We start from the raw sequence: 21,917 nt of genomic DNA on the forward strand, positions 1-21,917 counted from the left end.
ACCATCGCTTTCAGCGTTGCGCCGATGCGGCCTCTAAGGCCGACGCGCCGGGTGCCGCCACGGACGGCACCGGCAGCGACACCAGCCACTGCGCCATCTCACGCGCTTGGGCTTCCGTGACTTGCGGGTGGCGGGGCATCACGGTGCGCCCCCACGCGCCCACACTGCCGTTGCGGATCTTGCCGGCCAGGTAATCGACAGCGTCGGCGCGGTCGCGGTACCGCGCTGCAATCTGCTGGAACGAAGGGCCGACGTAATGGCGCTCCATGCCATGGCAGCGCAGGCAATCGGATGCTTCTACCAGGCGAAGTCCGGCCGATGCGGCGGGCGTTGAGGCGGCGCTGTCTTGCCCGCCAGCGCCCGACACCGGCTGCAGCATGCGCCAGCCCAGGTTGAGCATGCCCAGCACCACCAGTGCCATGAACACCATCAGGGCCCACCCCAGCCAGCGGGGCCGGGGTGGCGGGGTCTCATCGTCGCGGTGCATGCGCGCGCACCGCCGCGAGCCCCGTCGCGATACCCATCATCTCAGTGGCGGAAGTGGCGCACACCGCTGAAGACCATGGCCACGCCACGCTCGTTGGCGGCGTCGATCACTTCGTTGTCGCGCATCGAACCACCGGGCTGGATCACGCAGGTAGCGCCCACATCAACCACCACGTCCAGGCCGTCGCGGAAGGGGAAGAAGGCGTCGCTCGCTACAACCGTGCCTTGCAAGGTCAGGCCTGCGTGGCCTGCCTTGATGCTGGCGATGCGGGCCGAGTCCAGGCGGCTCATCTGGCCCGCACCCACGCCCATGGTCATGCCGCCCTTGCAGAAGACGATGGCGTTGCTCTTGACGTACTTGGCGACCTTCCAGGCGAACAGCAGGTCTTCCATTTCTTCCAGTGTGGGCTGCTTCTTCGTCACGACCTTGAGGTCGATGAGCGACAGCTCGTGGTTGTCAGCGGTCTGCAGCAGCAGGCCCGAGCCAATGCGCTTGGCGTCCATCGCGTTGCGGCCGCGTTCCCAGTCGGTCTTGCCACCGTGTGCGGGCAGCGCGATCTTGAGAAGGCGCACATTGGCCTTGGCCTTGAAGATCTCCAGCGCCTCGGCGGTGAAGTCGGGGGCCATCAGCACCTCGACAAACTGTTTGCTCACCTGGGCCGCAGCCTGGCCGTCCACCACGCGGTTAAAGGCGATGATGCCGCCGAAGGCACTGGTGGGGTCGGTCTGGAAGGCCTTGCTGTAGGCGCTCAGCGCGTCCAGGCCCACGGCCACGCCGCAGGGGTTGGCGTGCTTGACGATCACGCAGGCGGCCGCTTCAAAGCTCTTTACGCATTCCCACGCGGCATCGGCGTCGGCGATGTTGTTGTACGAAAGCTCCTTGCCCTGCAGCTGCACGCCGGTGACCAGCGAGCCGGGCGCGGGGTGCAGGTCGCGGTACAGCGCGGCCTGCTGGTGGCTGTTTTCGCCGTAGCGCAGGTCCTGCACCTTGGTGAAGATGCCGTTGCTCTGGCCGGGGAACTGGGTGCGCGTGGGCACGTAGGTTTCCGACAGCTTTTCGTCTTCGAACGTGACGGACGAGAGGTAGTCGCTGATGGCGCCGTCGTACTGCGCGATGCGGTTGAACGCGGCCACCGACAGCGCAAAGCGCAGCTTGTCGCTGAGCTTGCCACCGGCCTTCAGCTCGGCCAGCACGGCCTCGTACTGGTCGGCCGAGGTGATCACGCCCACGTCCTTCCAGTTCTTGGCGGCGCTGCGCACCATGGCGGGACCGCCGATGTCGATGTTCTCGATGGCGTCGGCCAGCGTGCAACCGGCCTTGGCCACGGTGGCTTCAAAGGGGTAGAGATTGACCACCAGCAGGTCGATGGTATCGATGCCGTGTTCCTTCAATGCCGCCATGTGTTCGGGCAACTCGCGGCGGGCCAGCAGGCCGCCGTGCACCTTGGGGTGCAGCGTCTTCACGCGGCCGTCCAGCATCTCGGGGAACTGGGTGACTTCGGCCACCTCGGTCACGGGCAGGCCCTTGTCGGCCAGCAGCTTGGCGGTGCCGCCGGTGGACAGCAGCTTGATGCCCAGCGCGTGCAGCGCTTGCGCGAATTCGACGATGCCGGTCTTGTCAGAGACGGAGAGAAGTGCGTTCATGGTGGTGGTGCGGAGGTTTTGAATAAAAACGGGCTGTAGCGCTAGTGCATCATGCGCAAGCAGCTACAAAATAAATAGCAATCAGACGAACCCGGTCAGAGCAGCTTGTGCTCGACCAGCTTCTTGCGCAGGGTGTTGCGGTTCAGGCCCAGCCATTCGGCAGCGCGCGACTGGTTGTTGTCGGCCTGCTGCATCACGACTTCCAGCAGCGGCCTTTCGACCACACGCACCAGCATGTCGTACATGCCATCGGGCGTCTCGCCGCCCAGGTCGCGAAAGTAGCCCTGCAGGCTTTCGCGCACGCATTCTTCGATGTGTTTCTTGCTCATGCAACCAATCCCTCTTGTTCTTCTGTGTCGGCATCCACGTCGGTGGCGGCAGGCAGCCGGTCCATCTGTTGGCCCAGGGCGTCCAGGTAGTCAGCCACGGCCTGCCACTGTGTGGTGCAGTCTTCGATCGTATTGATATGTGCCCGCAAGGCCTCGCCGCCCGGCAGCGCGCGCAGGTACCAGGCAATGTGCTTGCGCGCACTGCGCACGCCGGTCAGCTCGCCATACAGGCCGTAGTGGTCTTGCAGGTGGTCCAGCAGCAGGCGCCGCACCTCGGCCACCAGCGGTGGTGCCAAGTGTTCGCCCGTGTCCAGAAAGTGGCCGATCTCGCGGAAGATCCATGGCCGGCCCTGTGCGGCGCGGCCGATCATGATCGCGTCGGCCCCGGTGACGGCGAGCACGTCGCGCGCCTTCTCGGGCGAGGTGATGTCGCCATTGGCCACCACGGGCACCTTCACCGCCGCCTTGACGGCGGCAATGGTGTCGTACTCCGCATGGCCCTTGTAGCCCTGCTCGCGCGTGCGGCCGTGCACGGTGAGCATCTGGATGCCCACGCTTTCAAACTGCCGCGCCAATGCCACGGCGTTCTTGTGCTCCTGGCACCAGCCGGTGCGCATCTTCAGCGTGACAGGCACGTTGAAGGGAGCGCAGGCCTCGACCACCGCAGCGGCGATCTCCACCGCCAGCGCCTCGTTCTGCATCAGGGCGGAGCCCGCCCATTTGTTGCAGACCTTCTTGGCCGGGCAGCCCATGTTGATGTCGATGATCTGCGCGCCGCGTTCGACGTTGTAGACCGCAGCCTCGGCCATCATCGGTGCATCGGTGCCGGCGATCTGCACGGCAATGGGCCCCGGCTCCCCTTCATGGTTGGCCCGGCGCGAGGTCTTGAGGCTATTCCACAAATCCTTGCGCGAGGTCACCATCTCGCTCACCGCATAACCCGCACCCAGCGCCTTGCACAGCTGGCGGAACGGCCGGTCGGTGACGCCCGCCATCGGGGCGACGAACAACCGGTTCGCCAAAGGAATGTGGCCAATTTGCATGGGCGGGGATAGGGAGGGGGAGGCAGCAACAGATGCTGAAAAAGGAGGCGGGATTGTACCTGCTCAAAATTTCAGCAACTGAAATGGAGCACACACCGTATCTATCCGCCGGTCGGGCTCCATTGAGTCAGCCCACGGGACGCCTCCTCGCCCCCCACTCGGGCCCTGTGGCGCAAGCACCGCAGCGTCTCAACACGCTGAGTGCAGGTTCACCGTGCGGCGAGATCGGTGTCTGCAGCCTGTGCGGGCGGTACACCCCGCTGCGCGAAATGCCACCAGGCATCCGGCAGGTTGTCGAACTGATGGCGCGCCATGAGCGCCCGCAGCCACTGGCGGTTGTGCAGCACGTCCGGGGAGAAACCGCTGGCGCCCGCCGCCGCCTCCGAGCGCGCAGCGCCCGCCGGAGTGCCCATGTCCACGGCCTGCCCGTCGGCCAGCGGCCCGCGCACCGCCTTGTGGGCCTTGGTGCCATCCACCACCTGTACCTGCACCACCCAGCCACCGCTGGCGGTGTCGCAGGTGGCCTGCAGCGCCATGCCCTGGGATTGCAGCTCGCGGCCAATGCGCTCCAGCGCCGGCCGTGCGGTGGGCGCCCTGTCGCAAGGCGCTATCGCGGTGGGCTCCCACAGGGTTGGACCGCCTTGCAGGCCAGGGCTAGGTACCGCGGCCTGCGGGCTGTGCACGCAGGCCGCCAGCAACAAGGCCATGGCGACCGAAGACCAGCGGGTCGCGGGCGGCAAGGCAACCGAGGGGTTCAAGCGGCGTGGTTGAGACGTTGTGGGCAATACCGGCATGGGCGACCTCCTGGGGTTGTCATTCAGGGCCAATGTGTTTTCACGATACAAAAGATGCTGCAACCCGGCCATGCGCCGATGGCGCGCTCCCCTGTAGGACAGATCCCCCTGGGGCACATGGAGCCCCACCCGACCCCTACACTCGACGGCTATGGAAATCTGGATGCACCAGCTGCTCGAATGGTTGGCCCTGCCGCAATTCGGACTGAGCACAGTCTTTGTGGTGTCTTTTGTCTCGGCCACGCTGCTGCCGCTGGGCTCTGAGCCAGCTGTGTTCGGTCTCATCAAGCTCAACCCCGACCTGTTCTGGCCCTCCATCATCGTGGCCACCCTCGGCAACACCCTGGGCGGCGGCGTGAGCTGGTGGATGGGCCTGGGTGCGCACAAGGCGGTGGACAAGGCGCGCGGCAATGCCACCGAGGTGCGGGCACTGAGCTGGCTCAAGCGCTTTGGCGCGCGGGCCTGCCTCTTGAGCTGGCTGCCGGTGGTGGGCGACCCGCTGTGCGCGGTGGCCGGCTGGCTCAAGCTGCCGTTCTGGCAATGTCTGGCCTATATGGCCGTGGGCAAGTTCCTGCGCTACCTGGTGATGACGAGCGTGCTGCTGTACTTCATGCCCGGCCACCTGGCCCCGTAGCGGCCCGCCGGTGCCACCGGGGTCAGTGTGGCAGCAGACGGTCCCAGTCCACGGGCACTGTGGTGTCCACGTGCAGCGTGATGGCCTCTTCGTGAGGCTGCAGGGGGTGGGCTCGGGCCCACTGGGCGTCCAGCACCGCCACGTCCGCCTCTGACGCACCGCCTCCGGCCAGCGCGCGCTGGCGTACGCGCTCGCGCAGCACCGGCACGGGGGCCTCGAACGACAGAATGTGGCAGGGCACTTGCGCGGCAGCGGCCAGCTCCAGGAAAAGTGCGCGGGCATCCCGGTCCAGCAAGGTGGCATCCACAATCACGCAGTAGCCTGCCGCCAGCACCTCGCGCGCCACTTGCGCCAGCCGCTGGTGCGTGCGCAGTGTGGCCTCTGCGGTGTAGATGCCGCCCGGTATTCCGTCGCTGGCAGCATCCGGCGCCAGGCCAAACAGGCGCTTGCGCTCCACATCGGCCCGCACACGCACCATGCCACGCTGGCACGCCAAGGCCAGCGCATGGGTGCTCTTGCCCGCTCCCGAAAAGCCATGGGCCAGCCACAAGGTGGCAGGGCACGCCGTGGACCAGCGTGCAGGCCGTTGTCCTGCAAAGCCCGCCGCCAGCTCCAGATACCCCTCCACGGTTTGCGCAGCGTGCCCGCTGCCACTACCGCCACCGGTGGGGTCCATCCGCAGGGCTGCAACCCGCGCCCGCACCAGGGCACGGTAACAGCCGTAGTAACGCAACACCACCAAGCCTGCATAGTCCCCGGTGTGTTCGAGCCACCGGTTCAACAACCGCCAGGCCAGATCCGCCCGACCATGGGCCGCGAGGTCCATCACCACAAAGGCAATGTCAGCCACGCAGTCGATCCAGCGCAAGGCGGGGCTGAACTCCAGGGCGTCGAACAGCTGGGCCTCGCCATCGATGAGCGCAATGTTGGCCAGGTGCAAATCGCCATGGCACTCGCGCACCCGACCGGCTGCCCGGCGCGCCTCGAACGTGGGGGCCAGGGCTTGCCCCTCATGCTGGCACCAGCTGGTCACCTGGGCCAGCAATGGCCCCTGACCAGGCAGTGCGCCTGCCACGGCGGTGTGCAGAGCCGCCAGGCAGTCACCCACCGGCGCTTGCACCGCCGCTGCTGTGCCCCAGGTGGTGGCGCCTGCGGCGACGGCGGCCGTGGCATGAAACTGCGCCACATGGCGCGCCAGCTGGTCGATCTGCGCAGGTGACACACAATGTGCGTCCAATGCGGTAGCGAGCAGTGCCTCCTGGGCAAAACGCCGCATCCACACAGCGGGCTCGGCGCCTGGTGGAGCGCCTTGCCAGGGCACCACCCGGAGCGTGGCAGGAGCATCTTTTGCCGCATCGCTCACCAAGCCGACAACGCCCAGGTAAAGGCCCGGCGCCGTCCGGCGGTTGATGCGCAGCTCTTCCTCGCAGGCCGCATGCCGCAGCGCCCGCGTGCTGAAGTCCAGAAAATCCAGCTGCAGTGGCTTTTTGAACTTGTAGGCAAAATCACCGGCCAGCAGCACCCACGAGATGTGGGTTTCTATACATTCCACGGGCTCCATCGGGTCTACCGGATGCGGGAAAGCCTGTGGTTGCTGCTGCAGCATGCGCACGCGCTGCTGGGCAGTGGCGAATTCGGCCGATAGGTCAACGGATGGGGACATGGAACGGACGCGGGGCATGGGCTTCTGCACCCACGCGCCGGCGCAGCACGGTGCAATGCCACCCAACGCGCAGATGGGAACAGACCCTCAGTGTGGGCACCGCAAGCCGCTTGTCAACCCGACCAGCACAAACGATAGCCGGCACACCGCCAGCCGATGGCCAGAAACTACAAGAAAGCGTGGCCGCTGGGGATCGACAGGTCCGACAGCTGAGAGTCGCCTTTGGCGATGGGCTCCTCGACCACCACTTGGTTGCGCCCGCCCTCCTTGGCCATGTACATGGCAGTGTCCGCCCGCGAGAAGAACTCCAGCACCGACTCGCCCAGCACATACTGGGTCACACCGATGGACACCGTCACGCGGCCTTTGAGCAGGCCCGTCCAGGCGTGCGACTCGACCTGGGCCCGAATGCGTTCGCAGGTGTTGAGCGAGGGCAGCAACGAGGTCGCCGGGAAGATCAGCAAGAACTCCTCGCCACCGTAGCGCCCAAACACGTCGCCCCCGCGCACGCCCTGCTGCGCAATGCGCGCAAAGGTCCGCAACACCTCGTCGCCCCCCAGGTGACCCAGCTCGTCGTTGATGCGTTTGAAATGGTCGATGTCCAGCACGGCCAGGCACAGCGGAATCCCGCTTTCGTCGGCCAGCTGCTTCTGTTCTTCGAGCGCCGCGAGAATGTAGCGGCGGTTGAAACAGCCCAGCAAAGTATCGCGCTGCGCATCTTCCTGGATGTTCTTGATCTTGCGGCTGGCCTGGTAGAGGCTGCGGTACAGCCGCTGCACGCGGCCCATGAGCACGATGAACGCAGGTACCGATACAGCCAGCGCCAGCAGGTGCATCAGCTCCAGCCGCAGCAGGGCGTCGTTGCCCTGCTCTGCGTAGTGTGCGGCTGCCACTGCCGCATAAGCGCACAACACCCCGGCCGTCAGCACCAGCAACGTGCGCCGGGGTACGGTAAAGATGCCATAAGCCACTGCCACAAACATGAAGGGGGCCAACAGAATCTGCGTGACAGGCTCCAGGTAGAACAACCCCAGCATGCCGCTGATGGAAGCCACCACGATGCCCAGCTTGAGATGGCGCAGCCGCAGTTTGTGGTGCAGACCCAAACGGAACAAGGCACCAAACACCGCGAAGCCCGCCGCCGTCAGACCGGCCAGCACCCACAGCACCTGGACCCCCACCACGCCCAACGCATAGAACCCCAGCAGGGCCAGGGCGTACAGGCCAATGAGCCCCGCCACAGCCCACCACTTGGACTGCGCACTGCGCTCTCCCCGGGGGCCAAAGCCATCCAGCGCGCGCCGTCCAGGTCGCACGGCGACTGAAGACGAATCGTCGAACTCCAGCACGGCATCGGTCAACGGGAAGGCATCCGTCGCCGAAAACAGGTTTTTGCGTCCAAAAAGCATGTGGTGGCGGGCTCTGGCCTGGATATGTGGGTGGGCGGTGCAGCAACACACGCGCAGCACCCGTCAGACAAATCGCAGGATCTTACGCGTGGCTGACAGAATCGAACTGCGCGTTTTCCAGTAGCCCAGGCGACAGGGACCGCCCCCGGCGATTCAGGCCACCGCCATCCGCTGACGCGTCCACCAGCCCTCCACGCTGTACACCAGCAGCGCGGCCCAGATCAAAACAAAACCCACCAGCCGCGCGGGCTGAAAGGCCTCGTGGTACACCCACACCCCCAGCGCAAACTGGAGGCTGGGCGAGATGTATTGCAGGATGCCCAGCGTGGACATGGGAATGCGCCGCGCGCCCGCCGCAAACAGCAGCAAAGGTACGGCCGTCATGGGCCCGGCCAACAGCAACCAACCCACAGTAGACGCATCGCCCTGCACCAGAGCGCCCTGTCCTTGCCAGCTCCACCAGGCCAGCACCACGGCCGCCACCGGCGCCAGCATCAGGGTTTCCAAGGTAAGCCCCTCCAGCGCGCCCAGCACCGCTACCTTGCGCAGCAGGCCATAGAAGCCAAAGGTCATTGCCAGCACCAGCGCGATCCAGGGCAGGCGCCCTGCCTGCACGGCCAGCCACAGCACACCGGCCGCAGCCACCGCCACGGCCAGCCACTGCCCCGGCCGGGGGCGCTCGCGCAGGAACACGAAGCCCAGCGCCACATTCACCAGTGGCAAGATGAAATACCCCAGGCTGGCATCGACCACATGGTGGTTCTGCACCGCCCACACGTAGGTCAGCCAGTTGCCCGACAACAGCACGGCCGACAATGCAAATGCGCCGAGCACCCGCGGCTGGCGCACCACAGACGCCATCCACGCCCATTGCCTGCGCACGGCCAGCAGCCCCAGCACCACGGCCAGCGACCACAGCGTGCGGTGCATCACCACCTCCAGCGAGGGCACATCGGCCACCTGCTTGAAGTACAGCGGGAACAGCCCCCAGGCGACATAGGCGAGGGCAGCGTAGAGGATTCCTGTATTCATGCGTGAGAAACCATCAAAGAGTGAACGAAGGCATGGCCTTGCCCGGGTTGCTCTGGAGCGGGAAGCCGCCAGAAAAAATCCCTGCCCGCCCGGGGGCAGACAGGGATGACGGGCAACACAGCGCACGCAGGCCCCGAGGAGCCTGCAGCAGGGTCAGACGTTGAACAGGAAGTTCAGCACGTCACCATCCTTGACCACGTACTCCTTGCCTTCAGCACGCATCTTGCCGGCATCCTTGGCGCCCTGCTCGCCCTTGTAGGCAATGAAGTCCTCGAAGGCAATCGTCTGCGCACGGATGAAGCCGCGCTCGAAGTCGCCGTGGATCACACCAGCAGCCTGAGGCGCGGTGTCGCCAATGTGGATGGTCCAGGCGCGCACCTCCTTCACGCCAGCGGTGAAGTAGGTCTGCAGGCCCAGCAGCTTGAAGGCGCCACGGATCAGGCGCGCCAGGCCTGGTTCTGTCTGCCCCATTTCGGCCAGGAACATGTCGCGGTCTTCGTCGCTCATCTCGGCCATCTCGGCCTCCATCTTGGCGCAGATGGCCACCACGGGCGCATTCTGGCTGGCAGCATAGTCCTTGAGGCGGTCCAGGAACGGGTTGTTCTCGAAGCCGTCTTCACTCACGTTGCCCACGAACATCGCGGGCTTGGCCGTGATCAGGCACAGGGACTTGAGCAGCGGCTGCTCTTCCTTGGTGATTTCGACCGAGCGGGCAGGCTTGCCTTCGTTGAGTGCGGCCTGGATGCGGGTGAGCAGCGCCACCAGCTTGGCGGCATCCTTGTCGTTGCCCGACTTGGCAGCCTTGGTGTATCGGTTCAGGGCTTTCTCGACCGTGCCCAGGTCAGCCAGGCACAGCTCGGTCTGGATCACTTCGATGTCGGAGATCGGGTCCACGCGGCCCGCCACGTGGATCACGTTGTCGTCTTCAAAGCAGCGCACGACGTTCACGATGGCGTCGGTTTCACGGATGTGGGCCAGGAACTGGTTGCCCAGGCCTTCACCCTGGCTGGCGCCAGCCACCAGGCCGGCAATGTCCACAAACTCAACGATGGCGGGAACGATGCGCTCGGGCGAGATGATCTGGGCCAGCTGCTGGAGGCGGGGGTCCGGCACCTCCACCACGCCCACGTTGGGCTCGATGGTGCAGAAGGGATAGTTCTCGGCGGCAATACCAGCCTTGGTCAGCGCGTTGAAAAGGGTGGACTTGCCGACGTTGGGCAGGCCCACGATGCCGCATTGGAGGCTCATGGCAGGGCTTTCTGGTGTTCTGGAGACAAACCGCCGATTTTACGGGCGCGCCCAGTGCCCAGTGCTGATGGCCCAAATCAGACGGTCATTCAAACCGCAAATCGGCAGCAATGCGTTGCCCCACACGCAGCCACTGCCCAGCGCCGCTGCGCACGATGGCGTTCATGCCGAACGTGATGGCGCCGTCCAGTCGCTTGTCCTGGCGGTAGGTGCGCAAGGTGTCGCCCACCGACGGATGGCTCTCGGCCGTGGCCGGGTCAATGTCGGGGATGGGGCATCGCGCGCAGGGCTTTACCGGTTGCAGGTAGACGTCGGCGGTACCATCGCCCTCCACATGGATCAGATCCACGCGGTCCTCGTCGTGGGCATCCACCCCCGCCAACACCACGTTGGGCCGAAACCGCTCCATGCCCACCGCGCCGTGGCCGTCGGCCGTGAGCCGTGCGTTGAGATCGTTCAGGGATGCCTCACTGGTCACCAGCAGCGGAAACCCGTCAGCAAACTGATTGGGAGCCTCCACGCCATCCGTCCACTCCAGGCTGGACAGCCGCCGATGTTCCGGGTCAAACCGTACCAGGCGGCAGGGCTGCCCCAGAAAGTCGCTGAACCACTGGGCCGCTACAGGCCCCATGTCCCAAGCAGGGACCGTGTCGCGCCAGACAGTCACCGTGGCTGGTGCCTCCACTGCGTCGATCGCCACATGCAGCGCCAGCATGCCCGGAGCCCGCAGCACCATTTCGTCACTCTTGAGCTGGGGCCGGATCAGCGCCATGCGGGGCAGGCCGCGCTGGGTGAGGAACATGCCCTGTGCGTCCACCACCATCCAGGCGCGGTCCGGATCCAGCCCGGTCTCGGTAAGCAGCGCCTGCTGCACCTCGATGCCCGCACAGGATTTGACGGGATACACAAACAGCCGCGCAATGGTGCCGGACAGATCAGACTCGGAAGGGAAACTCACGCCGGGTGCTCCTGAAGAAGGGTGCCAGAAAGGCCAGACCGCAATTCTGCCCTGTCATTACAGGGGGTAAGACCCCTCCTACAATGCCTGTCATGGCCCCAACCTTTGATATCTGTATTCGTGGCACCGGCATCGTGGGCCGAACTCTGGCCTTGTTGCTGGCACGGGAACGACTGAGGGTGGCCCTGGTACCAGACCCGGCTCCACGCAGCGCGGTGGCCACCGATGTACGGGCCTATGCCCTGAATGCAGCGTCCCGTAGCCTGCTCGAATCGCTGCGCAGCTGGCCCGACGCCGAACACGCCACCGCCGTCAAGCACATGCAGGTGCAGGGCGATCAGGATGGCTGCGTGCATTTCGATGCCGCCTCCCAGGGGGTAGAAGCCCTCGCCTGGATCGTGGATGTGCCGGCCCTGGAAGAGCGACTGGCACAGGCTGTGCGGTTTCAGCCATTGGTAGAGGTGGTGGATATCCCGGTGGCTGCGCCCCTGACGGTTGTGTGCGAAGGACGCGCCAGCACCACCCGGTCCGAGTTTGGCGTGCACTTTGACGTGACGCCCTATGCCCAGCACGCCATTGCCACGCGGGTGCGCTGCGAACATCCGCATGCACAGGTCGCACGCCAGTGGTTTTTGCCACAAGGCATCCTGGCTTTTTTGCCGCTGGAGGGAGCCCAGGGGAACTCTGTGGCCGTGGTGTGGTCCGTCCCTGAGGAGCGGGTTTCCGCGCTGATGGCGTTGCCGGCCGACGCCTTTGCGCAGGAATTGCAGACGGCGAGCCAGCTGGCGCTCGGCAACATTGAGCTCATTGCCGAGCGTGCCACTTGGCCGCTGCAGCTGGCCAAGGCGGACCGCTGGTGCGGTGCTGCATCGACCAATGCGACCAATGGCCCAGCTGCGCGTAGCTGGGTACTGGCAGGCGACGCGGCCCACAACGTGCATCCGCTGGCAGGGCAAGGGCTGAACCTGGGCTTGGCCGATGTGGCAGCCTTGGCCGATGTGCTGCGCACCCGCGACTACTGGCGCAGCGTCGCCGACCTGCGGCTGCTGCGGCGCTACGAACGCCAGCGAAAAGCGGCTCTGATAGCGATGGGCCTGGCCACCGATGGGTTGCAGCAACTGTTTGCACGTCCGGAGGCGCCCTGGCAGGCGCTGCGCAACTGGGGCATGAAGGGCTTTGAACACAGCGGCCTGCTGAAGGATTTTGTGGCCCGCCAGGCCATGGGGATGCGCTGAACGCGCGAGTTTGATTGAACGGGAACATGATGAAATTGACCACTGCTTTGCTGACCGTCGCGGCAGCCACTCTGAGCCTGAGCGCCACGGCGCAAGAGGACGTCATCCGCAAGGCATTGGCCGGGCGCATTCCTCAAATGGACAAGATCGACGAAGTGCGCCCCACACCCATGAAGGGCTTGTACGAAGTGCGCATTGGCACCGACCTGTTCTACACAGACGCCAAGGGCGACTATGTGATCCAGGGTGAACTCATCGACTCCAAGGCGCGCCGCAATCTGACCGAAGACCGCATCAGCAAGCTGACAGCCGTCAGCTTCTCGGCCCTGCCTCTCAAAGATGCCGTAACCATTGTGCGCGGCGACGGCAAGCGCAAGGTGGCCGTGTTCGAGGACCCCAACTGCGGCTACTGCAAGCGCTTTGAGCGCGACTTGCAGCAGATCAACAACGTGACGGTGTACCTGTTCCTGTACCCCATCCTGAGCCCGGATTCGGCCGAAAAGTCGCGCAACATCTGGTGTTCCAAGGACCAGGCCACGGCGTGGCAAGACCAGATGGTGCGCGACAAGCCCGCACCGGCAGCCAGCTGCGACACCAGCGCACTGCAACGCAACCTGGCCTTTGGCAAGAAGTACAAGATCACCGGCACCCCCACCCTGATTTTTGCCAACGGCACACGCGTGCCCGGCGCCATCGGGGCCCAGGAGGTGGAAAAACGCCTGGCCGAAGCCGCCAGCGACACCACCACCGCTAATTAATAGCCGCTGAAAGCCCCCGACCGACGACTCCGCGCGGCCCTTGCGCGGCACATGCCATGCCCCTCTCCCGCCCAGCCTCTGCCGCAGACATTCACTACCGCGTCGAACCCACAGACCTGCACGCGCATCTGTTCACCGTGACGCTGACGGTGCAGCGGCCAGCGGCATCGCAAGAACTGTCTCTGCCGGTCTGGATCCCGGGCAGCTACCTGGTGCGGGAATTCTCCAAGAATCTGCAAGCTCTGGCGGCTCGGCAAGGCCAACGCGCTTTGCAACCGGCCCAACTGGACAAGCACCGCTGGCAAGTGCAATGCACAGAGGGCAAGCCCTTGGTGCTGAGCTATCAGGTGTGCGCCTACGACAGCTCCGTACGCACTGCCTGGCTGGACGCCTCGCGCGGCTTTTTCAACGGCACCAGTCTGTGTCTGCGCGTGCATGACCAGGAGAAACAGCCCCACACACTGGAACTGGCACGCACGGCGGCCACGGCGACCTGGGCTGCTGCCACCGGTCTACGGCCCCTGAATGCCGACAAGCAAGGGTTTGGCCTGTACGCGGCGGCCGACTACGATGAACTGGTCGATTGCCCGGTGGAGTTGGGTAACTTCTGGGTGGGGCGCTTCAAGGCCTGCGGCATTGCCCACCAGTTTGTGGTGGCAGGTGCGGCTCCGTCGTTCGATGGCAAGCGCCTGCTGGCCGACACGCAGAAAATTTGTGAAACCGCCATCCGTTTCTGGCACCGCGAAGGCAAGGCGCCGTTCAAAAGCTACGTCTTCATGCTCAACGCCGTGGGAGATGGTTATGGGGGACTGGAACACCGCAACTCCACGGCGCTGATCTGCGGGCGACGCGATCTGCCCCGCCAGGGCGATGTGCGAGCCAGTGAGGGCTACACCACACTGCTGGGCCTCATCAGCCACGAATACTTTCACACCTGGAACGTCAAACGCCTGCGGCCTGCCGAGTTCACCCGCTACGACTATGCGCAAGAGAACTACACCGAACTGCTGTGGTTCTTCGAGGGCTTCACGAGCTACTACGACGACCTGCTGCTGCGCCGCGCCGGGCTGCTGGACGACGCAACCTACCTCAAGCTCATCACCAAAACCATCAACCAGGTGCTGCAAACCCCCGGCCGGTCGGTACAAACCGTGGCCCAGGCCAGTTTTGACGCGTGGGTGAAGTACTACCGACAGGACGAGAACACACCCAACACCACCGTCAGCTACTACACCAAGGGCTCTCTGGTAGCCCTGTGCCTGGACCTGGCCCTGCGGCGCGAGGGCAAAGCCACGCTGGACGATGTAATGCGCGCACTGTGGGTGCGCTGCGCGGGCGGCCCGATGACCGAAGCGGATCTGCGCGCCGTGCTCCACGACCTGGCCGGCCGCCCATTCGACAAGGAACTGGCGCACTGGGTGCACAGCACAGCCGATCTACCCCTGGAGGAGCTGCTGGCCGCCCACGGCGTGGCGCTCAAGGCCGACCGGCCGCAGCTGGCCCAGCGCCTGGGCCTGCGTGTGGCAGAGAACCACAGTGTGCAGATCAAGACCGTGCTGCGTGGCGGAGCCGCAGAGAAGGCAGGAATGTCTGCAGGCGACGAGTGGCTGGGCGTGGAAATGCAGGGCCAGGGCTGGCGCATCAGCAAGCTCGACGACGTCACGTTCTACGCGGGCACCCACACCACCCTGCAGGCACTGGTGGCCCGCGACGGGCGACTCCTGCGCCTGTCCTTGGAGATACCACCGGTCCAGGCAGCTGGAGCCCCTGCCAAGGGCCGGCGCAACGCGACCGCCACATCCATGGCGCCAGACACCATCAGCCTGACGGTGACAGACGCCGCTGCAGCGGGACGCTGGCTGGCCTGACGGCAGCAAAGCCCCACTGCCTTGGGTATATTGCTGCAGCTTTCATAACCAACCATAACCCCCAGGAGATTTCATGGCTTACGAAACCATCGAGGTGCGCATTGAAGCGGACAAGGTCGGCATCATCACCCTCAATCGGCCCAAACAGCTTAACGCGCTGAACGACCAACTCATGAATGAACTGGGCGCTGCCCTCAAGGCGTTCGACGCTGACGAGAAAATCGGCTGCATGATCGTCACCGGCAGCGAAAAGGCTTTTGCGGCGGGCGCGGACATTGGCGCCATGGCCAAATACAGCTTCGCTGACACCTACAAGGGCGACTACATCACCCGCAACTGGGAGACCATCCGCTCCATTCGCAAGCCCGTCATCGCCGCCGTCAGCGGCTTTGCATTGGGCGGCGGCTGCGAACTGGCCATGATGTGCGACTTCATCATCGCCGCCGACAATGCCAAATTCGGTCAGCCCGAGATCAAGCTGGGCGTGATCCCTGGTGCCGGTGGCACGCAGCGCCTGCCCCGCGCCGTGGGCAAGTCCAAGGCCATGGACATGGCGTTGACAGGCCGCATGATGGACGCGACCGAAGCCGAGCGCGCCGGACTGGTCAGCCGCGTGGTGGCTTACGACAAGCTCATGGACGAAGCACTGGGCGCCGCCATCATGATTGCCGGCTTCTCGCAGATCGCTGTCATGGCAGCCAAGGAATCGGTCAACCGCGCCTTCGAGGGCACGCTCGCCGATGGCGTGATGTTTGAGCGTCGCCTGTTCCACGCGCTGTTTGCGACGCAGGACCAAAAAGAAGGCATGGACGCGTTCATGAACAAACGCGCTGCCAACTTCACACACCAATAATTTTTGTTCTATAATTCTGGTTTCCGGTCGTATAGCTCAGTTGGTTAGAGCGCAGCATTCATAATGCTGATGTCGGTGGTTCAAGTCCACCTACGACCACCAAATACAAAAACCCACAGTGCGGCAACCCACTGTGGGTTTTTTCTTTCAGGCGAGCCTCAGAACCTGTTCCTGTGCCCATCGAAGCACAGAGCCGCTTGACTTGTCAGAGGGATATGCCACGCTGGCAACCCCTTCTAAAATTGTGCCTTCAGCCCCTGGATGTAAACCATGAACCGCTGCACCACACCCTCTTCCAGCCGCTACCCCGCCCAGCGGGGGCCCCGCTTTTTCCATGCCGCATGGATGGCCGTGGTGACCTGTGCGGCCCTCTGCGCCGTGGCTCCGGCCTCGGCTCAAGTACAGCCAGGCCTGGGCCTCTCACGCCCGTTCCCCGAAGCCGCACTGCGGGGCACGCTGAGCATCAACACCGCATCCGAAGCCACACTCAATGGCAAGACCATCCGCATGGCCCCCGGCATGCGGCTGTTCAGCCCCCAGAACACCTTGGTCATGGCACACACGGTGCTGGGCCAGACCTTCAAGGTCAACTACGTGCTGGAGAACAGCACCGGCATGCTGCATTCCGCATGGATCCTGACCGAAAGCGAGGCCGCACAGCCCCGCAAGGGCAGCGACGCCATCGTCACCAACATCACGACCGGCTCGGGCGCCGCCCTGAAGTAACTCCTTTCCGGTGCGGCCGTACAGCCACCGCGCCGTTGTGACATTCACAGTCTCCGCACCATGCCGGGCGCGGTGTTTGCTTGCTCTTTTGCGAAATTGCCATGGCCAAAAAAGTCTTTATCAAAACCTTCGGCTGCCAGATGAACGAGTACGACTCGGACAAGATGGCCGACGTACTGAACGCAGCCCAAGGCTACGAGCCCACGCAGAACGTGGACGAAGCCGACCTCATCCTCTTCAACACCTGCTCGGTGCGTGAGAAGGCGCAAGAAAAGGTTTTCAGCGACCTGGGCCGCATCAAGCACCTGAAGGCGCGCGGCGTGAAGATCGGCGTGGGCGGGTGCGTGGCCAGCCAGGAGGGCGCGGAAATCATCAAGCGCGCGCCCTACGTGGACGTGGTGTTCGGCCCCCAGACCCTGCACCGCCTGCCCGAGATGCTCAACCAGCGTGAACGGCTGGACAAGCCCCAGGTGGACATCAGCTTTCCCGAAATCGAGAAGTTCGACCACCTGCCGCCCGCGCGTGTGGAAGGCGCGTCGGCCTTTGTGTCGATCATGGAAGGCTGCAGCAAATATTGCAGCTACTGCGTGGTGCCCTACACCCGTGGCGAAGAGGTGAGCCGCCCATTCGACGACGTGCTGGTCGAAGTGGCGGGCCTGGCCGACCAGGGCGTGAAGGAAATCACCCTGCTGGGCCAGAACGTGAATGCCTACCTGGGCAAGATGGGTGGCACGGCAGAGATTGCCGACTTTGCGCTGCTGCTCGAATACGTGTCGGACATCCCTGGCATTGAGCGCATCCGCTACACCACCAGCCACCCCAACGAATTCACGCCCCGGCTGATCGAGGCCTATGCCAAGCTACCCAAGCTGGCCAGCCACCTGCACCTGCCCGTGCAGCACGGCAGCGACCGCATCCTGATGGCCATGAAGCGCGGCTACACCTCCATGGAATACAAGAGCACGGTGCGCAAGCTGCGCGCCATCCGCCCCGACCTGGCCATGAGCAGCGACTTCATCGTAGGCTTCCCCGGCGAGACGGAAGACGACTTCAACAAGATGATGAAGCTCATCGACGATATCCACTTTGACAACAGCTTCAGCTTCATCTTCAGCCCCCGCCCCGGCACCCCCGCAGCAGGCCTGCACGACGACACGCCGCACGACGTGAAGCTGCGCCGCCTGCAGCACCTGCAGGGCGTCATCAACGCCAACATCAAGTCCATCAGCGAAAGCCGCGTGGGCACGGTACAACGCATACTGGTGGAAGGCGCCTCCAAGCGCGACGCCACCGAGCTGATGGGCCGCACCGAGTGCAACCGCGTGGTCAACTTTGTAGGCCAGCCCCGCCTGGTGGGTCAGATGGTGGATGTGACCATCACCGAGGCCAAGGCCTATACCTTGCGCGGCGAGGTGCTGACGCACGAAACCGCCGCACTGGCCGGCTGACGCGCAGGCACAGACGCCGCGCACGCCGACCCACCTGGCTGCAATGCCCACCCAGAGCCCCCCACCCACGGCACCGCCACCCGCCGAAGGCCTGCTGCATGGCCTCTCCTTCCAGCAACTGTTGCTGCTGGCATTCGTGCTGATTGCAGGCTTGCTGGGAGTCAGCTCACTGAGGGCATTGCACACGCTGGAGCAGCTCATGGTGCTCAGCCGCCATGGCACGGCCGAGGCCACTGCACTGGCCACGGCCGCACAAGGCCTGAACCAGCGCGGGCAAGCCCTGGAACGTGCGGCGCGGCAGTCACTGGTGCTGCGCGATGCGCCGCTTCGCCGCAGCTTCGACGACATGGCTGTCGATGCGCTCACCGTAGTGGACCACCTGCAGGCCGCAGGGTTGCCGACCGCGCAGACGCAGGCGTGGCGCACCCACCTGGAGGCCGTCAAAACCCTGCTGGACGCACCGCCAGACCGTGCGCTCGACAATGAACGCCTGGTCGCCGAGGAATTCATGGCCCTGGAAACCCTGCACGGCACCATGGTGCAGTCGGTGCAGGACATCAACACCCAACGCAACCAGGCGCTGCAGGACCAGGTGGAGAGCAGCCGCCGCAACGTGACGCACCAGGTAGTGGGCGCCATTGTGCTGGCGTTGGTGCTGGCACTGTCTCTGGGCATCTGGCTGGCGCGACCGTTCAAGCGTCTCGAAGGCGCCATCCGGCAGCTGGGTGAAAACCAGCTGGACGAACCGGTGCTGATCTCCGGCCCGGACGACGTGCGCCGGCTGGGCCAGCGGCTGGAATGGCTGAGGCTGCGACTGCTGGAGCTGGATGCCGACAAGGCGCGGTTCCTGCGCCATGTCTCCCACGAACTCAAGACCCCTCTGGCCGCGCTGCGCGAGGGCGTGGCGCTGCTGCAGGACGGCGTGACGGGCGAACTCACCGCCGGCCAGCGCGAGGTCGCGCAGATCCTGCACCACAACACGCTGCAGCTGCAGGGCGAGATCGAGGCACTGCTGCGCTTCAACGCCGCCGCCTTCGAGGCACGGCAACTGCAGCGGCGCGACACCGATCTGCTGGCCCTGCTGGAGGCCCAGGTCGAGACACAGCGGCTGCAGTGGCAGGCCAAGGGCCTGACCGTGCGGGTAGAGGGGCCGCCCGTGCGCATGCTGGTCGATGCCGACAAGATCACCTCCGCCGTCAGCAATCTGCTGTCCAACGCCATCCGCTTTTCACCTCCCCAGGGCACGGTGCGGTTGGTGCTCTCGCAACCTCCCGGCCAAGTGCGCCTGGACGTCTTCGACCAGGGGCCCGGCGTGGACCGGGTGGACCGCGACCGCGTGTTTGAACCCTTTTACCGGGGTGTTCGCCAACCGGACGATGCCGTGCGCGGCACCGGCATCGGGTTGTCCATCGTGCAGGAATATGTGCAGGCCCATGGCGGCAGCGTGCGCCTGGTGGACGAAGGCGCACACTCCTTCTTTCGCATCGAACTTCCCCATGCCGCCTAGCAGTCCTCCCCTTCCCTCCCACGCCCTGCGATGGCCGCTGCTTGCGCTGGGCGCCGTGCTGGCGGGCTGTGCCACCACCACGCCCCCACCCGCCCCCGCCCAGACGCCACCGGTCGCGATGATCATTGCCGTGCCCGTGGCCCCGACGGTGGAAGTGGGCCCTGCCGAAGCAAGGAGCACCGACGCGGACACCCACCACACCCCCGTCGCGCTGCTGCTGGCCCAGACGGACCGTGTGCTCAAGCTGCCCCCTGTCGAACTCGCCAAGGAGATAGCCCGGCTGGGCGAAGCGGAGGATGCCACCCCTGACACGCCGCTGCTTCTGGCCACGGCCCTGGCGCAAACCCGCCAGGCCGTGGATACCGCCCGCGCGCTGGGCCTGGTGCAGCGCGTGTTGGGCAACACCAGCCCCGCAGCGCAGCCGCTGCATCCCCTGGCCCGGCTGCTGGAGGCCCGACTGCTGCAACAACGCCGGCTGGAGGACCAGCTCGACCGTCAGGCGCAGCAACTGCGCGACACCCAACGCCGCAACGACCAACTCAGCGAACGCCTGGAAGCCGTGCGCGCCATCGAACGCAGCCTGAGCACGCGCCCAGCGCCCGCCGCATCTCCGTCCGCACCAGCGGTGGGCAATGGCTCCGGGCCACGGCCCGCTCCCTGACCATCTCCCCCCGCCATGGACTCCTCTGCCCCCCACCGTGCCGCCCCCCCCGCCCGCATCCTGGTGGTGGACGACGACGCCGACATGCTGCGACTGCTGTCATTGCGCCTGAAAGCCGCCGGGCACGACGTGGTGGCCGTGGGCTCTGCCGAAGCGGCGCTGGCGCAGCTGGACATTGCGCGCCCGCAGTTGGTGCTCAGCGATGTGCGCCTGCCAGGGCGCGACGGCCTGGCCCTGTTTGACGAAGTGCGTGCCCGCCACCCCTCTCTGCCCGTGATCCTGCTGACCGCACACGGCACCATTCCCGATGCCGTCGAGGCCACGTCGCGCGGGGTGTTCACCTACCTGACCAAGCCCTACGACGGCAAGGAGCTGCTGGATAAGATCGCACAGGCGCTGGCGCTCAGCGCCCCTGCCGTGGCGCAGCCGCATGCCAACGAGGACTGGCGGGCCGAGATCGTGAGCCGGTCGCACCGCATGACAGACCTGTTGTCCGAGGCGTACATGGTCGCCCAGTCCGACGCCAGCGTGCTGCTGCGTGGCGACAGCGGCTCGGGCAAGGAGCTGCTGGCGCGTGCCATCCACCGCGCGAGCCCGCGTGCGGCCCGTCCGTTTGTGGCCGTCAATTGCGGTGCTATCCCCGAGGCGCTGCTGGAGTCCGAGCTGTTCGGCCACGTCAAAGGCGCCTTCACCGATGCGGTGAGCAACCACAAGGGGCTGTTCCAGGCCGCAGACGGCGGCACCCTGCTGCTGGACGAGATTGGCGACATGCCCCCTGCCCTGCAGGTCAAGCTGCTGCGGGTGCTGCAGGAGCGCGCCGTGCGCCCCGTGGGTGCCAGCCAGGCCACGCCCATCGACGTGCGCATCATCTCGGCCACGCACCGGGACCTGGAGGCCGCCATGGCCAGCGCGCAGTTCCGCGAGGACCTGTACTACCGGCTGAACGTGGTGTCGCTGGTGCTGCCCACCCTGGCCGAGCGGCGCGAAGACATCGCGCTGCTGGCCAATCACTTTCTGGACCGCCTGTCCCGCAAATACGACAAGCGCCTGTCTGGCTTTGCGCCAGAGGCGCTCAAGGCACTGACCACCGCCGCCTGGCCGGGCAACGTGCGCCAGCTCTACAACGTAGTCGAGCAGGTGTGCGCCCTGTCCACCACTCCCCTGGTGCCCCTGACGCTGGTGCAGCGCGCACTCCGCACCCCGTCCACCCAGGTGCTGAGCTTTGCGGAGGCCCGCCAGCGTTTCGAGCGCGAGTACCTGGTGGGCCTGCTCAAGATGACCGATGGCAATGTGGCCGATGCGGCGCGGCTGGCGCAACGCAACCGCACCGAGTTCTACCGCCTGCTGCAAAAGCACGCGCTGACGCCGGGGCAGTTCAAGCAGGATGCAGTCGATTCAGACGATGTCGTGGATGAGCGACACGAATAAGTCATTGATTTACCGGGTGTTTTGATCCAACCACCCACCCCTTGTCGCCATCCGGCGACAAAAAGCAGGGGCTGATAGGCGCCCACAGGCGATTGCACAACTGCTTACACGCAGAGGCCACTCCAACCCATTGATTTCAAAGCATTTTTTGCAGCTGGCACAGGGTTTGCCCTATGCCTGGCATGCACGCAGT

The 21,917-nt window shown here is 65.3% G+C and carries 20 protein-coding genes and 1 tRNA gene; 11 read left to right on the forward strand and 10 right to left on the reverse strand.

Features of this window, described 5'->3' with window-relative positions; all coding sequences use genetic code 11:
• Positions 1-10: 10 nt before the first annotated feature.
• The 5 genes from C8C95_RS05265 to C8C95_RS05285 all read right to left on the reverse strand — a co-directional run bounded on the left by C8C95_RS05265 (position 11) and on the right by C8C95_RS05285 (position 4,296).
• Positions 11-487: a c-type cytochrome gene (locus C8C95_RS05265; protein WP_116747891.1), complete on the reverse strand. Its 477-nt coding sequence runs from the start codon at positions 485-487 to the stop codon at positions 11-13.
• Positions 488-528: 41 nt separating this feature from the next.
• Complete coding sequence (purH, locus tag C8C95_RS05270; protein ID WP_116747892.1) at positions 529-2,130, reverse strand: bifunctional phosphoribosylaminoimidazolecarboxamide formyltransferase/IMP cyclohydrolase; 1,602 nt, start codon at positions 2,128-2,130, stop codon at positions 529-531.
• A gap of 95 nt (positions 2,131-2,225) precedes the next feature.
• Positions 2,226-2,459 carry a Fis family transcriptional regulator gene (locus C8C95_RS05275; protein ID WP_015015597.1) on the reverse strand — a complete coding sequence of 78 codons (234 nt, stop codon included), beginning with the start codon at positions 2,457-2,459 and terminating at the stop codon, positions 2,226-2,228.
• On the reverse strand, positions 2,456-3,502 hold the full coding sequence (gene dusB, locus C8C95_RS05280) for a tRNA dihydrouridine synthase DusB (RefSeq protein WP_116747893.1): 1,047 nt from the start codon (positions 3,500-3,502) through the stop codon (positions 2,456-2,458). Before dusB ends, C8C95_RS05275 begins: the two co-directional genes overlap by 4 nt.
• Before the next feature lie 209 nt (positions 3,503-3,711).
• Positions 3,712-4,296 carry a M15 family metallopeptidase gene (locus C8C95_RS05285; RefSeq protein WP_116747894.1) on the reverse strand — a complete coding sequence of 195 codons (585 nt, stop codon included), beginning with the start codon at positions 4,294-4,296 and terminating at the stop codon, positions 3,712-3,714.
• Between the two features lie 151 nt (positions 4,297-4,447).
• On the opposite strand from C8C95_RS05285, the gene C8C95_RS05290 reads away from it, so the two are divergent.
• Complete coding sequence (locus tag C8C95_RS05290; protein ID WP_116747895.1) at positions 4,448-4,930, forward strand: YqaA family protein; 483 nt, start codon at positions 4,448-4,450, stop codon at positions 4,928-4,930.
• A gap of 22 nt (positions 4,931-4,952) precedes the next feature.
• Here C8C95_RS05290 and C8C95_RS05295 read toward each other — a convergent pair whose 3' ends face one another.
• The 5 genes from C8C95_RS05295 to C8C95_RS05315 form a co-directional block, all read right to left on the reverse strand.
• Positions 4,953-6,593 carry a bifunctional aminoglycoside phosphotransferase/ATP-binding protein gene (locus C8C95_RS05295; protein ID WP_116747896.1) on the reverse strand — a complete coding sequence of 547 codons (1,641 nt, stop codon included), beginning with the start codon at positions 6,591-6,593 and terminating at the stop codon, positions 4,953-4,955.
• 167 nt (positions 6,594-6,760) lie between these two features.
• Positions 6,761-8,002, reverse strand: a complete 1,242-nt coding sequence (locus C8C95_RS05300; protein WP_099729333.1) for a GGDEF domain-containing protein — start codon at positions 8,000-8,002, stop codon at positions 6,761-6,763.
• 153 nt (positions 8,003-8,155) lie between these two features.
• On the reverse strand, positions 8,156-9,034 hold the full coding sequence (gene rarD / locus C8C95_RS05305) for an EamA family transporter RarD (protein ID WP_116747897.1): 879 nt from the start codon (positions 9,032-9,034) through the stop codon (positions 8,156-8,158).
• 153 nt (positions 9,035-9,187) lie between these two features.
• On the reverse strand, positions 9,188-10,282 hold the full coding sequence (gene ychF, locus C8C95_RS05310) for a redox-regulated ATPase YchF (RefSeq protein WP_116747898.1): 1,095 nt from the start codon (positions 10,280-10,282) through the stop codon (positions 9,188-9,190).
• Positions 10,283-10,367: 85 nt separating this feature from the next.
• Positions 10,368-11,240 carry an MOSC N-terminal beta barrel domain-containing protein gene (locus C8C95_RS05315; protein ID WP_116747899.1) on the reverse strand — a complete coding sequence of 291 codons (873 nt, stop codon included), beginning with the start codon at positions 11,238-11,240 and terminating at the stop codon, positions 10,368-10,370.
• Between the two features lie 83 nt (positions 11,241-11,323).
• On the opposite strand from C8C95_RS05315, the gene C8C95_RS05320 reads away from it, so the two are divergent.
• From C8C95_RS05320 to C8C95_RS05365, 10 genes are all read left to right on the forward strand, one after another.
• Positions 11,324-12,475 carry an FAD-dependent monooxygenase gene (locus tag C8C95_RS05320; RefSeq protein WP_116747900.1) on the forward strand — a complete coding sequence of 384 codons (1,152 nt, stop codon included), beginning with the start codon at positions 11,324-11,326 and terminating at the stop codon, positions 12,473-12,475.
• Between the two features lie 29 nt (positions 12,476-12,504).
• Complete coding sequence (locus C8C95_RS05325; protein WP_116750144.1) at positions 12,505-13,233, forward strand: DsbC family protein; 729 nt, start codon at positions 12,505-12,507, stop codon at positions 13,231-13,233.
• A 56-nt stretch (positions 13,234-13,289) separates the two neighbouring features.
• Positions 13,290-15,101 (forward strand): M61 family metallopeptidase, encoded by a 1,812-nt coding sequence (locus C8C95_RS05330; RefSeq protein WP_116747901.1) that lies wholly within the window; start codon positions 13,290-13,292, stop codon positions 15,099-15,101.
• Positions 15,102-15,174: 73 nt separating this feature from the next.
• Positions 15,175-15,954, forward strand: coding sequence for an enoyl-CoA hydratase (locus C8C95_RS05335; RefSeq protein WP_056066293.1), 780 nt, complete (start codon positions 15,175-15,177; stop codon positions 15,952-15,954).
• A gap of 25 nt (positions 15,955-15,979) precedes the next feature.
• Positions 15,980-16,056, forward strand: a tRNA-Met gene (locus C8C95_RS05340).
• A 168-nt stretch (positions 16,057-16,224) separates the two neighbouring features.
• Positions 16,225-16,680, forward strand: coding sequence for a hypothetical protein (locus C8C95_RS05345; RefSeq protein ID WP_056066296.1), 456 nt, complete (start codon positions 16,225-16,227; stop codon positions 16,678-16,680).
• A gap of 101 nt (positions 16,681-16,781) precedes the next feature.
• A complete protein-coding gene (gene miaB, locus C8C95_RS05350) occupies positions 16,782-18,128 on the forward strand; it encodes a tRNA (N6-isopentenyl adenosine(37)-C2)-methylthiotransferase MiaB (RefSeq protein ID WP_116747902.1) in 1,347 nt (448 codons plus the stop codon).
• Positions 18,129-18,171: 43 nt separating this feature from the next.
• Complete coding sequence (locus tag C8C95_RS05355) at positions 18,172-19,635, forward strand: ATP-binding protein (RefSeq protein ID WP_116747903.1); 1,464 nt, start codon at positions 18,172-18,174, stop codon at positions 19,633-19,635.
• Entirely contained in the window at positions 19,625-20,296 is a 672-nt protein-coding gene (locus C8C95_RS05360; protein ID WP_243415635.1) for a hypothetical protein, read from the forward strand. Before C8C95_RS05355 ends, C8C95_RS05360 begins: the two co-directional genes overlap by 11 nt.
• Before the next feature lie 15 nt (positions 20,297-20,311).
• Positions 20,312-21,724: a sigma 54-interacting transcriptional regulator gene (locus tag C8C95_RS05365; protein ID WP_116747904.1), complete on the forward strand. Its 1,413-nt coding sequence runs from the start codon at positions 20,312-20,314 to the stop codon at positions 21,722-21,724.
• The last annotated feature ends 193 nt before the right edge of the window (positions 21,725-21,917 follow it).

Origin of the sequence: Acidovorax sp. 99, assembly GCF_003096455.1 — a bacterium.
Classification (GTDB): domain Bacteria; phylum Pseudomonadota; class Gammaproteobacteria; order Burkholderiales; family Burkholderiaceae_C; genus Acidovorax; species Acidovorax delafieldii.

Bases quoted from the DNA above. Each gene is read 5' to 3' on its own strand.
- C8C95_RS05265 (WP_116747891.1), bottom strand. From the start codon at position 487: ATGCACCGCGACGATGAGACCCCGCCACCCCGGCCCCGCTGGCTGGGG.
- purH (WP_116747892.1), bottom strand. From the start codon at position 2,130: ATGAACGCACTTCTCTCCGTCTCTGACAAGACCGGCATCGTCGAATTC.
- C8C95_RS05275 (WP_015015597.1), bottom strand. From the start codon at position 2,459: ATGAGCAAGAAACACATCGAAGAATGCGTGCGCGAAAGCCTGCAGGGC.
- dusB (WP_116747893.1), bottom strand. From the start codon at position 3,502: ATGCAAATTGGCCACATTCCTTTGGCGAACCGGTTGTTCGTCGCCCCG.
- C8C95_RS05285 (WP_116747894.1), bottom strand. From the start codon at position 4,296: ATGCCGGTATTGCCCACAACGTCTCAACCACGCCGCTTGAACCCCTCG.
- C8C95_RS05290 (WP_116747895.1), top strand. From the start codon at position 4,448: ATGGAAATCTGGATGCACCAGCTGCTCGAATGGTTGGCCCTGCCGCAA.
- C8C95_RS05295 (WP_116747896.1), bottom strand. From the start codon at position 6,593: ATGTCCCCATCCGTTGACCTATCGGCCGAATTCGCCACTGCCCAGCAG.
- C8C95_RS05300 (WP_099729333.1), bottom strand. From the start codon at position 8,002: ATGCTTTTTGGACGCAAAAACCTGTTTTCGGCGACGGATGCCTTCCCG.
- rarD (WP_116747897.1), bottom strand. From the start codon at position 9,034: ATGAATACAGGAATCCTCTACGCTGCCCTCGCCTATGTCGCCTGGGGG.
- ychF (WP_116747898.1), bottom strand. From the start codon at position 10,282: ATGAGCCTCCAATGCGGCATCGTGGGCCTGCCCAACGTCGGCAAGTCC.
- C8C95_RS05320 (WP_116747900.1), top strand. From the start codon at position 11,324: ATGCCTGTCATGGCCCCAACCTTTGATATCTGTATTCGTGGCACCGGC.
- C8C95_RS05325 (WP_116750144.1), top strand. From the start codon at position 12,505: ATGAAATTGACCACTGCTTTGCTGACCGTCGCGGCAGCCACTCTGAGC.
- C8C95_RS05330 (WP_116747901.1), top strand. From the start codon at position 13,290: ATGCCCCTCTCCCGCCCAGCCTCTGCCGCAGACATTCACTACCGCGTC.
- C8C95_RS05335 (WP_056066293.1), top strand. From the start codon at position 15,175: ATGGCTTACGAAACCATCGAGGTGCGCATTGAAGCGGACAAGGTCGGC.
- C8C95_RS05345 (WP_056066296.1), top strand. From the start codon at position 16,225: ATGAACCGCTGCACCACACCCTCTTCCAGCCGCTACCCCGCCCAGCGG.
- miaB (WP_116747902.1), top strand. From the start codon at position 16,782: ATGGCCAAAAAAGTCTTTATCAAAACCTTCGGCTGCCAGATGAACGAG.
- C8C95_RS05355 (WP_116747903.1), top strand. From the start codon at position 18,172: ATGCCCACCCAGAGCCCCCCACCCACGGCACCGCCACCCGCCGAAGGC.
- C8C95_RS05360 (WP_243415635.1), top strand. From the start codon at position 19,625: ATGCCGCCTAGCAGTCCTCCCCTTCCCTCCCACGCCCTGCGATGGCCG.
- C8C95_RS05365 (WP_116747904.1), top strand. From the start codon at position 20,312: ATGGACTCCTCTGCCCCCCACCGTGCCGCCCCCCCCGCCCGCATCCTG.